General features: G+C 71.9%; 10 protein-coding genes. 7 read left to right on the forward strand and 3 right to left on the reverse strand.

Annotated elements, in window-relative coordinates:
* Nucleotides 1-76: 76 nt before the first annotated feature.
* Nucleotides 77-1,270, reverse strand: coding sequence for an acyl-CoA dehydrogenase family protein (locus CRP27_RS04590; RefSeq protein WP_097179489.1), 1,194 nt, complete (start codon nucleotides 1,268-1,270; stop codon nucleotides 77-79).
* 46 nt (nucleotides 1,271-1,316) lie between these two features.
* Here CRP27_RS04590 and CRP27_RS04595 point away from each other — a divergent pair, with 46 nt between their 5' ends.
* Both CRP27_RS04595 and CRP27_RS04600 read left to right on the forward strand, forming a co-directional pair.
* Nucleotides 1,317-1,898: a QsdR family transcriptional regulator gene (locus CRP27_RS04595; RefSeq protein WP_097179490.1), complete on the forward strand. Its 582-nt coding sequence runs from the start codon at nucleotides 1,317-1,319 to the stop codon at nucleotides 1,896-1,898.
* Nucleotides 1,895-2,338, forward strand: coding sequence for a thioesterase family protein (locus CRP27_RS04600; RefSeq protein WP_097179491.1), 444 nt, complete (start codon nucleotides 1,895-1,897; stop codon nucleotides 2,336-2,338). The genes CRP27_RS04595 and CRP27_RS04600 overlap by 4 nt, the downstream gene beginning before the upstream one ends.
* Before the next feature lie 114 nt (nucleotides 2,339-2,452).
* On the opposite strand, the gene CRP27_RS04605 is transcribed toward CRP27_RS04600, so the two are convergent.
* Together CRP27_RS04605 and CRP27_RS04610 are read right to left on the reverse strand one after the other, a co-directional pair.
* On the reverse strand, nucleotides 2,453-2,893 hold the full coding sequence (locus tag CRP27_RS04605; RefSeq protein ID WP_097179492.1) for a VOC family protein: 441 nt from the start codon (nucleotides 2,891-2,893) through the stop codon (nucleotides 2,453-2,455).
* Between the two features lie 136 nt (nucleotides 2,894-3,029).
* Nucleotides 3,030-6,503: a bifunctional proline dehydrogenase/L-glutamate gamma-semialdehyde dehydrogenase gene (locus CRP27_RS04610; RefSeq protein WP_097179493.1), complete on the reverse strand. Its 3,474-nt coding sequence runs from the start codon at nucleotides 6,501-6,503 to the stop codon at nucleotides 3,030-3,032.
* 81 nt (nucleotides 6,504-6,584) lie between these two features.
* On the opposite strand from CRP27_RS04610, the gene CRP27_RS04615 reads away from it, so the two are divergent.
* The 5 genes from CRP27_RS04615 to CRP27_RS04635 all read left to right on the forward strand — a co-directional run bounded on the left by CRP27_RS04615 (nucleotide 6,585) and on the right by CRP27_RS04635 (nucleotide 13,788).
* Nucleotides 6,585-7,487, forward strand: coding sequence for a LysR family transcriptional regulator (locus CRP27_RS04615; protein ID WP_097179494.1), 903 nt, complete (start codon nucleotides 6,585-6,587; stop codon nucleotides 7,485-7,487).
* A gap of 171 nt (nucleotides 7,488-7,658) precedes the next feature.
* Nucleotides 7,659-9,530 carry a putative Ig domain-containing protein gene (locus CRP27_RS04620; protein ID WP_097179495.1) on the forward strand — a complete coding sequence of 624 codons (1,872 nt, stop codon included), beginning with the start codon at nucleotides 7,659-7,661 and terminating at the stop codon, nucleotides 9,528-9,530.
* A gap of 229 nt (nucleotides 9,531-9,759) precedes the next feature.
* On the forward strand, nucleotides 9,760-11,094 hold the full coding sequence (locus CRP27_RS04625) for an LPXTG cell wall anchor domain-containing protein (protein ID WP_097179496.1): 1,335 nt from the start codon (nucleotides 9,760-9,762) through the stop codon (nucleotides 11,092-11,094).
* A 186-nt stretch (nucleotides 11,095-11,280) separates the two neighbouring features.
* Nucleotides 11,281-13,023, forward strand: a complete 1,743-nt coding sequence (locus CRP27_RS04630; protein ID WP_141399687.1) for a hypothetical protein — start codon at nucleotides 11,281-11,283, stop codon at nucleotides 13,021-13,023.
* A 132-nt stretch (nucleotides 13,024-13,155) separates the two neighbouring features.
* Complete coding sequence (locus tag CRP27_RS04635; protein ID WP_079238779.1) at nucleotides 13,156-13,788, forward strand: FMN-dependent NADH-azoreductase; 633 nt, start codon at nucleotides 13,156-13,158, stop codon at nucleotides 13,786-13,788.
* The last annotated feature ends 99 nt before the right edge of the window (nucleotides 13,789-13,887 follow it).

Genomic DNA, 13,887 nt, shown 5'->3' on the forward strand with positions numbered 1-13,887 from the left:
CCCCGACCCGGAACGACAGAGTCGACGCCGTACGACGTCGACGAAGTCGTTCCGGGTCTGGCCGCGCTGGGCCGACCTACACGAACGCGGCCTGGCCCGTGATCGCGCGGCCGACGATGAGGGTGTTCACCTCGCGCGTGCCCTCGTACGAGTAGATCGCCTCGGCGTCGGCGAAGAACCGGGCGACACCCTTGTCGAGCACGATGCCGTTGCCGCCCTCGACCTCGCGGCACCATCCCACGGTCTCGCGCATCTTCGCGGTCGCGAACGCCTTCGCCATCGCCGAGTGCTCGTCGCCACCGGTCCCCGCGTCCTGCATCGCCGAGGCCTGCGTGCACAGCGCGATGGACGCCGTGATGTTCGCGAGCGACTTCACGAGCAGGTCCTGCACCATCTGGTGCGCGGCGATGGGCTTGCCGAACTGGATCCGGGTGCGGGCGTAGTCGAGTGCGGCCTCGTAGGCACCGACCGCGATGCCGATCGCCTGCCAGGCCACCTCGGTCCGGGTCAGGCGGAGCACCTCGGCCGTCGCGCGGAAAGAGTCTGCCCGCTGGAGTCGCCGCGACTCGGGGACCTCGACCCCGGTCATCACGATGTCGGCGTTCTGCACGCCGCGCAGGGCGATCTTGTCCTCGATCTTCGTCGCGGTGAACCCGGGGGTGTCCGTCGTGACGAGGAAGCCCTTCACCTGGTCGTCGGCGACGTCCTTCGCCCAGATGACCACGACGTCCGCGAAGGTGGCGTTGCCGATCCAGCGCTTCTCGCCGTCGAGGACCCACGTGTCGCCGTCGCGCCGAGCGGTCGTCCGGAGTCCGCGCGCGGAGTCACTGCCGGAGAGCGGCTCGGTCAGGCCGAACGCCCCGACGAGCTCACCGGAGGCCATACGGGGCAGCCACTCCTGCTGCTGCTCGTCGCTGCCCGCCACGGCGATCGAGTTCATGGCGAGGCCGGACTGCACGCCGATGAAGGTCGCGACGCTGGCGTCCACCCGCCCGAGCTCGAGCGCCGCCCACCCGCGGTACACGGCCGAGTTCTCGAAGTGCCGCACCAACGGGACGCCGGCGCCGTACATACCGAGCTCCGACAGCGGCTTGATGACCTGCATCGGGAACTCGGCACGCGCCCAGTACTCGTCCGCGATCGGGCGCACCTCGGACTCGAGGTACGTGCGCAGCCGTCCGAGGGACTCGCGTTCCTGGTCGGTCAGCCCCTCCTGGAACCGGTAGAAGTCGGACTCGAGGATCGCGGGGGTGGCCGTCGTCAGTGACATACACTGATCGTGCATCATTCTCGGAAACGTTGCAAGGGAGGATCGCGTGTACACATCGGATTCAGCGCTGCGCGCGTTCCGGGAGGCACGCCACACATTCATCGCCGGGTCCCGGATCGACATGGGCGCCCTGGCCACCTCGCTCGGCGTCGACCGCACGTCGCTGTTCCGGTGGGTGGGCAACCGTGACCGGTTGCTGTCCGAGATCCTCTGGTCGCTCGCCGTCCCGACGTTCGACGCGGCTGCCGCCGCGGCCGCGCCGTCCGGTGCCGCGCGTATCGTCGACGTGCTCGACCGCTTCACTGCGGACCTGATCGAAGCGCCCTACTTCCGGGCGTTCCTCACCCGCGAACCAGCGCGGGCGCTCCGTCTGCTGACCACCACCGAGAGCGACGTGCAGAGCCGGTTCGTCGGCCGGGTCACCGAGCTCGTCGATCGTGAACGCGTCGCCGGGGCGTTCGATCCGACACCGCTGTCCGCCGAGGAGCTCGCCCGGCTGCTCGTCCGGATCTCCGAGTCCTTCACGTACGCCGACCTCATCTCCGGGGAGACACCCGACCCCGCCCGTGCTCGGGCGACGTTCGAGTACGTCCTCCGTCCCGTCACCACCACATCAGGAGTCCGATGACCATCGCCGACTACCCCTTCGTCCGCGTCTACCCCACCAGGTGGAACGACAACGACATGTTCGGGCACGTGAACAACACGATCTACTACAGCGCGATGGACAACGCGGCCACCTACTGGTTCCGCGAGGAAGCCGGCCTCGATCCGTTCTCGTCCGAGTGGATCGCCGTGCTCGTGTCGTCGAGCTGCCGGTTCGTCGAGTCGGCGGTGTGGCCGGACGTCATCGAGGTCGGGATGCGTTCGAAGCACCTCGGGAACACGAGCCTGTCGTGGGAGTTCGGGCTGTTCCGGCAGTCCGACGGTGCCCTGCTCGCGACGGGTGAGTTCGCGCACGTCATCATCGACCGCGAGGGTGCCCGCCGCCCGAGGCCGCTGCCGGAGTCCCTCCGTGAGCTCGTGACGGCGACGATGACCACCCCCGCGTCGGTCTCGGCGGACTGACCGGCGCACAACCAAAGTGCGCTCGCACCACGGGAAGCCGCGGTGCGAACGCACTTTGGTTGTGCAGCGGCGGTCGGCACCAGCGCCAGACCAGCGACGGCGCCGCCGGCACCCTCAGCGCTTCAGCGCCGCCAGCTCGAGGTTGATGTCGTCGGGGTCCTGCACCGACAGGATGACCATGCCCGCGTCGCCGAGGTCGGTGACCTCCCCGTGCTCGACCCCGGCCTCGTCGAGGCGCGCGGCAGCGGCGTGCAGCTCGTCGACCGACCCGACGACGAAGCTCACGTGGTCGAGCCCGACGGTGTCCGGGTTGAACCGCTGCCCCGCGGGAGCGACCGGACGCAGGCCGAACACCTGGTCACCGAGCTGGAAGACGCTGCCGCCGTAGAAGCGCTCCCGGTCTTCCAGGACGCCGGGCTCGTCGACCTGGTCGCTGAAGTCGATGGCCGGATCGGTCCCGAGCAGCTGCTGGTAGAAGGCCTTGCTGCGGTGGATGTCGGTCACGGTCACGCGGACGTGGGCCAGGGCGGTGGGGCGAGCGAAGGGTTCGGTCACGGGGGTGCTCCTCAGGGAATCGGCCGGCAGGGTCCGGCACCCGCCCGACGCAACCCTCCGCACCTGACCGCCGCCCGAGGTCGTGCGGCGACCGGACAGCGCCCCGCCCCGGCCGAGCGCCCGACCGCCGCCGCGCCTAGATCAGCGCGTCCGTCAGGTGGTTCGGCGTCCCGAACCGGTGCGCCGTGATCGACACCGCCTGCTCGCGGACGAACGGCAGGATCTCGATCCGACCGGCCTCCGTGACGGGCTCGCCGTAGACCGCGACGTCCGGGCGCCCACCGATCGCCGTGTACAGCGCCGAGACGTCGCCGCCGATCAGTCGAACCCGCGTCGACGGGCCGCTCGCGACCGCCGAGGCGAACGCGGCGTCGGAGTGCGACTGCGTCAGCGACCGGACGTTCGGCAGCGCCCGCACGGCCGACACGACCGCGGACGGCAACGTCGACTCGGTCGAGACGTCGATCGTGGTGCCGGCACGGACGGATGCCGCGACCACCCGGACGAGATCAGCGACCGCGTCCTCAGCAGCCGAAGCCAGCCGCACGTGCACGGCCGGGAACGGCAGGTACCGCGCGATGTTCCGCTCGGCGGTCAGGGCCGACACGTCGGTGGCAGTGCCGAACAGGGAGTCCCACGCGCGCTGGTCCGAGGCGACGGCCCGGTCGAGCGACGGCGACGCCACACCCGCGGCACGCACGAACGCGGACACCGGCTGGGACACCGCGACACCGGCGGACGCCGAACCGGATGCAGCCGGAGCGGACGTCCACGACCCGAGCCCGAGCAGGTAGTTCAGCCCGCCGGCCTTCGTCCCGGCACCGACGGCCGACTTCTTCCAGCCGCCGAAGGGCTGGCGTCGGACGATCGCGCCGGTGATGCCGCGGTTGACGTAGAGGTTGCCCGCCTCGATGCGCGACAGCCACGTGCCGATCTCAGCGGAGTCGAGGGAGTGCAGGCCCGAGGTCAGGCCGTAGTCGACCTCGTTGACGATGTCGATCGCCTCGTCGAGGGTCTTCGCCGTCATGACGCCGAGGATCGGACCGAAGTACTCCGTGCGGTGGAACGCCGAGCCCCGACGGACGCCCTGGCGGACACCCGGGCTCCAGAGCTTGCCGGAGTCGTCGAGCTTGGTTGGCTGGACCGCCCACGACTCCCCCGCACCGAGCTTCGTGAGGCCGTCGAGCAGCTTGCCGGCGGCGGGTTCGATGACCGGCCCCATCTGCGTGGTGGGGTCGGTCGGGTAGCCGACGGTGAGCGACGACACGGCGTCGACGAGCTGCGACCGGAAGCGACGCGACGTGGCGACGGAGCCGACGAGCACGACGAGCGACGCCGCGGAGCACTTCTGCCCGGCATGCCCGAAGGCCGAGGCGACGACGTCCTTCACGGCGAGGTCCAGGTCCGCCGAGGGCGTCACGATGATCGCGTTCTTGCCGGAGGTCTCGGCGAGCAGGGGCAGGTCGGGGCGGAACGAACGGAAGAGCTCGGCCGTCTCGTACGCCCCGGTGAGGATGACCCGGTCGACGAGCGGCGAGGCGACGAGCTGCTGCCCGAGGTCGCTCTCCGACACCTGCAGGAAGGCGAGGACGTCCGCCGGCGCACCCATGGCGTCGAACGCGGTCGACATGATCGATGCGAGGACGGCACCGCAGCGCTCGGCGGGCGGCGCCGGCTTGAGCACGACTGCAGACCCGGCGGCGAGCGCGGCGAGGGTCGACCCGGCGGGGATCGCGACCGGGAAGTTCCACGGCGGCGCGACGAGCGTCAGGGCGGCGGGCGTGAAGGACGCACCGTCGACGTCGTCGAGCGACGCGGCGAGCGTGCCGTAGAAGTGCGCGAAGTCGATCGCCTCGGAGACCTCGGGGTCGGCCTGGTCGATGGTCTTGCCGGTCTCGGACGCCATCACCTCGACGAGGGCGGCGCGGTTCGCCTCGAGTGCGTCACCGACGGCGTGCAGGACCGCGCCACGCGCGGCACCGGACCATGTCCCCCAGACGGCACCGGCGTCCCGGACGCGACCGAGCGCCGAGTCGAGCGTCGTGGCGGAGTCGACCCGTGCCTCCTGGACGGCCGCGACGCCCAGCGTCGACGACGCGACGCGCGCGGTGATCGCCGCTCCCCACTCACGGAAGGCCGCCACCGACGGGTCGGTGTCCGGGGTGTTCTCGAAGTGTCCGACGCCGGGGCGACCGACGGCCGCGTAGCGGTCGGCGACACGGTGGGACGCTGGGGCAGCCAGGCCCTCGGGCGTGGCGAGCGGCTCGAGGGAGGATCGGAAGCGCTCCTCTTCACGAGCGAAGAGCTCCGGCGAGGACACCAGCGAGAACACCGCGGACATGAAGTTCTCCTGCGACGCGCCTTCTTCGAGTCGGCGGATCAGGTACGCGATCGCGACGTCGAACTCCTGCGGGTGCACGACCGGCGTGTAGAGCAGGAGCGAGCCGACGGTGTTCTTCACCGCCGCGGCCTGTCCCTGCGCCATGCCGAGGAGCATCTCGAACTCGATGCCGTCCCGGACGCCGCGCTCCCCGGCGAGCAGCCAGGCGTGGGCGACGTCGAACAGGTTGTGACCGGCGACGCCGATGCGGACGTTCTCGATGCGCGACGGCGTCAGCGCCCAGTCGAGCACGCGCTTGTAGTTGGTGTCGGAGTCCTGCTTGGTGTGCCAGGTGGCGAGCGGCCAGCCGTGCACCGAGGCCTCGACCTGCTCCATCGGCAGGTTCGCCCCCTTCACCAGACGGACCTTGATGCCGGCACCACCGCGGGCACGGCGGGCGGCGGACCACTCCTGCAGGTGCTCCATCGCGGCGAGCGCGTCGGGCAGGTACGCCTGGAGCACGATGCCGGCTTCGAGGCCGAGGAACTCCGGCTCGTCGAGGAGATTGGTGAAGACCGCGATGGTGAGGTCGAGGTCCTTGTACTCCTCCATGTCGAGGTTGATGAACTTGGCCGGGGAGGCCGACGCGGCACGGCGGAAGAGCGGCCGGAGCTTCTCGATGATGTCCTCGACCGCGTGGTCGAACGCCCACGGGGAGTGCGGGTGCACCGTCGAGGAGACCTTGATCGACACGTAGTCGACGTCGTCGCGGGCGAGGAGCTTGTGCGTGCCCTCGATCCGGCGCGCTGCCTCGCCCTCGCCGAGCACGGCCTCACCGAGCAGGTTGACGTTGAGCCGCACGCCGTCGCGCTTGATCTTCGCGATGGCGGGGCCGAGCTTGGCGTCGGTCGCGTCGACGATGAGGTGGCCGACCATGTTCCGGAGCACACGGCGCGCGATCGGCACGACGACGCCGGGCAGCGCCGGTGCCATCCCGCCGCCGAGTCGGACGAGCCCGCGGAGCGCTGCGGGCAGGAAGCCGGGTGCCCCGGGTGCGATCGCGCGGAGCTTGCGGGCGGCGACCCCGAGGTCCTCGGGCCGGACGACCCCGTCGACGAACCCGACGGCGAAGTCGAGACCGGCCGGGTCGGCGAGGACCCCCGCGAGCTGTTTCGCCGAGCCGTCGACCGGGTAGGTCTCGGCTTCGGCGAGCCACTGTCGCACGAGCGCGACGGACTGGTCCGCGAGGGCGTCGTGGTCGGTGGCGGGGTGCTCGTGCAGGGTCGTCATGGGATCAGTGTGGAGGGCCCGACCCATCAGCGGAAGCAACGGTTCGTGATGGATACCGTTCAGCGAGGCTAAAGTGTCAGCATGCTCGACGTCCGCCGCCTCGTCCTGCTCCGGGAGCTCTCCATCCGGGGCACGATCGCCGCCGTCGCCGAGGCTGTGAACTTCACTCCGTCGGCCGTCTCGCAGCAGCTCAGCGCGTTGGAACGCGAGGCCGGCGTGCCGCTGCTCCGGAAGGCTGGGCGGCGGCTGCAGCTCACCCCGCAGGCGGAGGTCCTGGTCCAGGCGGCCGGGCACGTGATGGACGTCCTCGAGCTGGCCCAGTCCCAGGTCGAGGAGACCATGCCGACCGTGCAGGGACGGATCCGCGTCGCGGTGTTCCAGTCGGCGGCCCTCGCCCTGATGCCGAACGCCCTGCACGCCATGGCGACCGAGCACCCGGACGTCCGCGTCGAGATGGTGCAGCGGGAACCGGAGACCGCCCTGCACGAGACCTGGGCCCGCGACTTCGACATGGTGATCGCTGAGCAGTACCCCGCGCACGCGGCGCCACACCTGCCCGGGCTCGACCGGTCGGACCTGACCACCGACGCGGTCCGGCTCGCACTGCCCCCGATCGACACCGCACTCGCCCCGGTGTCGTCGATCGAGGACGCCGAGGCCCTGCCCTGGGTGATGGAGCCGCGCGGCACGGCATCGCGGCACTTCGCCGAGCAGGTCTGTCGGCGCTGGGGCTTCGAGCCCGACGTCCGGTACGAGACCGCCGACCTGCAGACGCAGATCCGCCTGGTGGAGTCCGGGAACGCCGTGAGCCTGATGCCCGACCTGATGTGGACCGGCCGCACGACGACCTGCCGGCTCGTCGAGCTGCCCGAGCACCCGCGACGGACCATCTTCACGGTGGTGCGCACCGCCGGTTCGTCGTCACCGGCCGTGCGGGCACTGCGCCGCGCGCTCGAGCGCGCGGCCGCGACGGTCGGCGACTGAGGCGCACCAGTCGGGAGGCACGGTGCGGCCCCGCCACGACCGTCGCCGACACCGGTGCGGACGTCGTGACCGATCCGTGACCTGCGGCCCGTCAGGACTCGTCACGCCCGGACATTCCCTGGGTAGAGGACGCTCGTCGAGTGTCCCGTCCAGGCATCCGAGGGGGATCCCGTGAAGCAGTCCACACCGCCGGCACTCCGGCGTACCGCAGCGTTCGGCGCGACCGTCGCACTCGTCGCCGTGTCGTCCGTGATCGGCATCGGCACGACCGCCGCCGTCGCCGACACCGCCGAGACCAGCGCCACCAGTACCAGCGGCGCGGCCACGACCGCGACCACCGGCGACGGCACCGCGCCGACCACGGTCGTCGAACCGGCCGCACCGACCACGGACCCGGCGACCGACGCCACCCCGACGCCCACGGCCGACCCGGCCGACACGGCGGACGGCACCGACGTCACACCCGCCGCAGGCGACACCGCCGACGGCACCGACTCGACCCCGGCCGCAGGCACGCCGGCGGAGAGCACGGACCCCACGTCCGACGCAGCCCCGGCCGCCGACGCCGCCGTGACCTGGGACCAGCCGTCGAGCCGGACGAACCGGATCGTCTACACCGTCACCGCCGGGAGCGACTTCTCCCACCAGTTCGTCGCGCACGGTGGGGACGGGCCGCTCGAGTACGGGTTCGCCCCCTCCATCGGCTTCGATGCGCTCAAGTGGTTCTCGTGGGGCGACGACGGACTCCTCAGCGGGAAGCCCACCGTCGTCGGCGCGTACGACTTCGACGTGCTCGCCACCGACACCCGCAACACTGCGACGCAGTACGTCCGCATCATCGTCGAGCCCGGAGCAGCCGAGACCATCGGCGCTCAGGTCTACTCACACGAGGACGGACACAACCCCTCCTGGTTCGTGAGCGCCGGCGGCGACGTCGATCCGTCCGGTGGTGGCGGCCTCGTCACCGCGGTCCCGGTGGCCCCCGGCGGCTCTCTCTGGACGAGTGCCGCGGTGTTCGACCACTACAGCAACCCGCTCAACGGGCCGGAGATGCCGTCGGAGTCCGTCCTGACCAGCAGCGACCCGGATGACGTGCTCGTCTGGAACGCGGACACGAACACGTGGAAGACGACGTTCACCGCAAGGGGCGACCGCACGCTGACCCTGACCTCCGAGGGCCTGACCATGACGATCCCGGTCTCGGTCGAGGACCCCACGCTCGCCTTCGTCGGCTCCCCCACCTCGAACGACGTGCGGACCACCGCGGGCAAGGCGTTCTCGGAGCAGTTCGGGACGACCGGCGGGATCGAACCGGTCCGGTACTCGCTCCAGTACTCCGACGGATCGGAAGCCGACCCCACGCACGCTGACGCCCGCATCCCCGATCACCTCACCCTCGACCGCGAGACCGGCGTGCTCAGCGGCACCCCGACGATCGCCGGCGACTACCGCTTCGCCGTCGTGGCGACGTCCGGCACGCAGACGGTCCGGCGCGAGGTGCACGTGGTCGTCACCCCCGGCGCCACCACGCACCTGCAGACCTTCATCGGCCCGAACCCGCAGCTGCTCGGGAACACCACGTGGGGCTACGGGCCGGGCGACCAGCTGATCCGCATCGACGGCACCGGCGAATCGGCGACCCACGAGGACGTCGACTCGATCCCCGTGCGGCAGGGCGACTCGCTGTACGTCAAGACGACTCCCATGGACGCGTGGGGCAACGCGACCGCGCCCGTGGAGCCCGCCCCCGGTGACCCGGCGCCGAAGGTGACGAGCAGCATCGGATCCGACCAGGTCACGTTCCTGCCCTCGGTGTGGAGCACCCAGATCCGCTTCCCGCACGCCTCGGTCCACACGATCACCGTGGCGCTCGACGGCGCCACGAGCACCTTCGACGTCTCGGTGACGCCCGGCTCCTCCTCGTCCGACGGTTCGCTGGCCTACACCGGGGCCGACGAGTCCGGCCCGCTCGCGTGGGCCCTCGGCCTGCTGGCCTCGGGCGCCGGCCTGCTCGTCTGGCGCCTGCGTCGCCGACACGGCTGAGGCACGTCACGGTGACCCACTGACGGACTGGAGGCGCGGGGCGGGCCCGCCCCGCGCCTCCAGTCCGTCTTCTGGTTGATTCTGTGAAAAACCCCAGGTCAGAGCGGATGATTCCGTGATGGAACCGTGACGTGCGGACCGGTCCGGAACGGCCCGGCGGACCGTATCGTCAGCACGGACGAGCGCACGACCACCGGGCGCTCGCGACCCGGACTCCCAGGGGGGAACCATGCACCAGTCCACCAGGCCGCCCGTCCGCCGTGCGGCGACGATCGGCATCGTCGTGGCGGCGACCGCCATCGGCTCGGTCATCGGCGTCGGCGCGTCCGCGACGGCGGCGACGCCGACCGATCCGACGACACCGACGAGCACGACGGCCACCGCCACCTCGACCCCGAGCGCCAGCCCGACGCCGGGCGCGAGTCCCGCCGCGAAGGCCACGGGCAGTGCGGCCCCGGCAGCAGCGCCGAGCGACGGCAGCGGCCTCGCGTTCACCGAGCCGTCGACCCAGGCCGCGCCGCTCGCCCTCACCGGGACGGTCGGCACGCCGTTCAGTCACACCTTCACCACTACGGGCGGCGACGGCACCGTCGCGTACGCCATCCAGGACGCCCCGTCGGCGGACTTCACCGTGAACGTCGAGACCGGCGTGCTGAGCGGTACGCCGACGACGGCCGGCACGTTCGACTTCGAGGTCGTCGCCCTCAGCGGCTCGACCCAGGTCACCGAGTACGTCCGCCTCACCGTCTCGCCGTCGCCGGTCGTCTTCACCGAGCCGGGGACCAAGGCGAAGCCGCTCGCCCTCACGGCGACCGCCGGCACGACGTTCACGCACACCTTCCGCACCACCGGCGGCACGGGGTCGCTGGCGTACGCCATCCAGGACTCCCCCTCGTCCGACCTCAGCGTCAACGTCGAGACGGGCGTGCTCACCAGCACGATCACGGTCGCCGGCACGTACGACTTCGAGGTCGTCGCGCTCCGCGGCACCGCGACCGCCACGGAGTACGTGCGCCTGACGGTCCTCCCGGCGGCTCCGGTGGGGGTCCTCGCGATCGTCGACAGCGGCAAGCCGGGCACCACGGTGTGGTCGGTCGCACCGGGTGGGGTCATCACGGCGTTCGACGGCGAGGGGCACCCGCTCGGCACCGTCGCGTCGATCCCCGTGCAGCAGGGCGGCTCGCTCGTGGTGTCCGGGCTCGCCGTCGACCGGTTCGGCAACCCGACCGCACCGGCCTCCGTGAGCACGGGCTTCGGCGCGACGGTGGCGAGCTCGGTGGCGTCCGACCGGATCGTCGCCGATCCCCGGGGCGACGCCTCGACGGTGACGTTCCCGCACGCCTCGGACCACCGCCTCACCATCACCCAGGGCGGCGTCTCGACGACGTTCGTCGTCGCTGTGCGACCGGTCGCCACCGCCGCGGTCGCGACCACGACGAGCGGCACCGGCAGCACGCTCGCGTACACCGGTGGTGACGAGACCACGCCGCTGGCGTGGGCGTTCGGCCTGCTGGCGGCGGGCGGGGGCCTGCTGCTGCACCGGCTGCGTCGCCGTCGCGCCTGATCGCACACCACGATCGGACAGGAGGCTCCCCACCGGGCACGGCCCGGCAGCCGCTGGCGCGTCTGCCGGGTACCGGCCGGCGTGGAGACTCCTGTCCGTCCACGGGTTCCCGCACGGACCCCCAAGCCGGGTCACATTTCGGTCGACACCACCGTGTCGTTCGTCCCGAGGACCTACGATCCGAGCGTGGCCGAGAACTCTCGGCAGATTCTTACGATCCGGCACCCGCCGGACCTGGACCACCTGGGGGAACCCGTGCGCCGTAGCACCTCCACCGTCCGACGCGCCTGCGCCGTCGGCACCACCATCGCACTCGTCGGTCTGACGACCGGCCTGGGCATCATGACCGCGTCCGCCGCGTCCGCCGCGACCGATCCCGACGCGCCGGTGTCCGCCCCGGCGACGACCGGGACGTCCGACACGACGTCGAACGACGCGGGCACGACGACGCCCGACGCCGGCACCGGCACGGACTCCTCCGCCGGCACGGACACCAGCACGGACACCGGCTCGGGCACGGCCGACGGTTCGACCAGCACGGGCGGCACGACCGGCGGCACCGTCGGCACCGCCGGCGGCGATGCCCCGGCAGGTGGGACCGACGGCTCGGCTGCGGACCCGACCGCTGGCACCCCCGCCACCGGCGCCCCCGCCACCGACCCGACCGGCACCGAGACGCCTGGTGACGCGACGACCGCTCCGGCGTCCACGCCCGGCACGGCCGACGACCAGCCCACGAAGTCCGTCCAGGTCGCCGCTGCCCAGTCGGTGACCGTCACGGGCGACCTCACCGTCGGCTCGCAGCTCGTCGCCGAGCCCGAGGGCTTCACCTCCGGCAGCAAGAGCTCGTACCTCTGGACCGACGAGTCCGGCGCCACGCTCTCCGAGTCGGCTGCGTACACGATCGATCCGGCCCTCGCCGGACAGCAGATCACGGTGACGGTCGAGGGGTCGGTCGCCGGCGAGTCCGCGACCACGACGACGGACGCTGTGGCGCCGGTCTTCCTCGACCAGGACGGCCAGCCGGACGTCGACGGCGAGGACGGGTACGTCGACGCGACCGCAGGTGAGGCCTTCTCCCACACCTTCCGCGCGCTGAGCACCCCCGCGCCGACGCTCTCGATCACCTGGCTGGACGAGGAGGACGACGAGCCGACCACCGCGCCCGCCGGCGTCCGGTTCGACCCGGAGACGGGCGTCCTGTCCGGCACGCTGACCGACGCGGAGGAGTACTACTCCTTCGATATCACCGCGACGACGAAGGCCGCCTCGGGCACGGTCACGAGCGACCTGTACGGCCAGATCAGCGTCGAGGCCGCGGCACCCGCCGGCATCGAGGTGGTCTCGATCGACAAGGACGGACTCGCCGCGGGGACCACGACGAGCGCGTGGGTCATCCACCCGAACGGCGACGTCTACACGGAGGACCTCCTCGGTGACGCCGACCCCGTCAAGGGCGGTCACGTGTCCGTGGCACAGGGCGGCACGCTGCTCGTCGGCGGGTCCAAGGTCGACCGCTTCGGCAACACGATCTACCCGGACTTCGACGACGAGACGGACGAGCCGCTCTTCTTCACGCCGACCGTCACCTCCGACGTCGCGTCCGACGTGATCACGCCCGACTCGGACCTCGGCGAGATCGGCTACGTCAGCGTCACGTTCCCGCACGCCTCGACGCACACCCTGACCGTGTCCGGTGCCGGCGTGCCGAGCACGAGCTTCGCGGTGGACGTCCGCCCGGCCGCCGTGCCGACCGTCGTCACGCCGGTCAAGCCCGCCGCCGTGGCCGTGCACCACACCGGCGCGGGCCGTCTCGCCTACACCGGTACCGACGCGACGGGTGCCCTCCCGTGGGCCCTCGGCCTCGTCCTCGCCGGCATCGGCCTGATCGGCGCACGCACGCTGCGTCGTCGTCACGCCCAGCGCTGACCCCCGAACGCCTCCCGTCAGTCGCGTGCCCGCGCGGCTGACGGGAGGCCCACCTCGGCCCCGTGCCGCCCGTCACCGGCGCGGCGGGGCCGTTCCCGTCATCCGGCGACCGTCGATCGGTAGCGTGGACGCATGCCCACGCTCCTGCACATCGACTCGTCCGCCGATCTCGCACACTCCCGCTCGCGAGCCCTCACCGCAGCCTTCGCCGACGCCTGGCGCGCTCGCGGCCCGGAGTACACCGTCGTGCGTCGGGACCTGCACGTCGACCAGCTTCCTCACCTGGAGTCGTCGGCACTGCACTGGGCGGCGGCGGACCGCACGGACGACGAGGTCGTCGCCCCCGAGGCCGACGCGCTCCGGCAGGAGGTCATCGACGAGCTCCTCGCCGCCGACGCCGTCGTGGTCGGGGCGCCGCTCTACAACTACACGGTGCCGTCGACCCTCAAGGCGTGGATCGACCGCATCCACGTCCCGGGTGTCCTCGCAGGCGACGTCCAGCCCCTCGCCGGCCGCCCGGTGGTGACGGTCGTCAGCCGCGGTGCGACGTACGACGCCGGCACCCCGACGGAGGGCTGGGACCACGGCTCGCCGGTGCTGCACCTGATCCTCGGCACCGCCCTCGGCATGAAGCTCTACCCGGTCACGGTCAGCGCGACCCTCGCCGACCGGCTGCCCGACCTGGCGCCGCTCGCCGACCACGCCGCCGCCGAGGTCGCCGACGCGAAGACGACCCTGGAGCGCCTCGCCGCCACGATCGTCTGACCTCGCAGCGCCCGCGGCCCGCGCACAACCAAAGTCCGTTCGCGCCACGGCGTTCCGCGGTGCCGGCGCACTTTGGTTGTGCGCCGGCACCCGGCACCG

Origin of the sequence: Curtobacterium sp. 314Chir4.1, from assembly GCF_900215175.1 — a bacterium.
GTDB lineage: Bacteria > Actinomycetota > Actinomycetes > Actinomycetales > Microbacteriaceae > Curtobacterium > Curtobacterium pusillum_A.

Excerpts from the sequence above, each read along its gene's own strand:
- CRP27_RS04600 (WP_097179491.1), top strand. The coding sequence starts at position 1,895 with ATGACCATCGCCGACTACCCCTTCGTCCGCGTCTACCCCACCAGGTGG.
- CRP27_RS04635 (WP_079238779.1), top strand. The coding sequence starts at position 13,156 with ATGCCCACGCTCCTGCACATCGACTCGTCCGCCGATCTCGCACACTCC.
- CRP27_RS04615 (WP_097179494.1), top strand. The coding sequence starts at position 6,585 with ATGCTCGACGTCCGCCGCCTCGTCCTGCTCCGGGAGCTCTCCATCCGG.
- CRP27_RS04625 (WP_097179496.1), top strand. The coding sequence starts at position 9,760 with ATGCACCAGTCCACCAGGCCGCCCGTCCGCCGTGCGGCGACGATCGGC.
- CRP27_RS04610 (WP_097179493.1), bottom strand. The coding sequence starts at position 6,503 with ATGACGACCCTGCACGAGCACCCCGCCACCGACCACGACGCCCTCGCG.
- CRP27_RS04590 (WP_097179489.1), bottom strand. The coding sequence starts at position 1,270 with ATGTCACTGACGACGGCCACCCCCGCGATCCTCGAGTCCGACTTCTAC.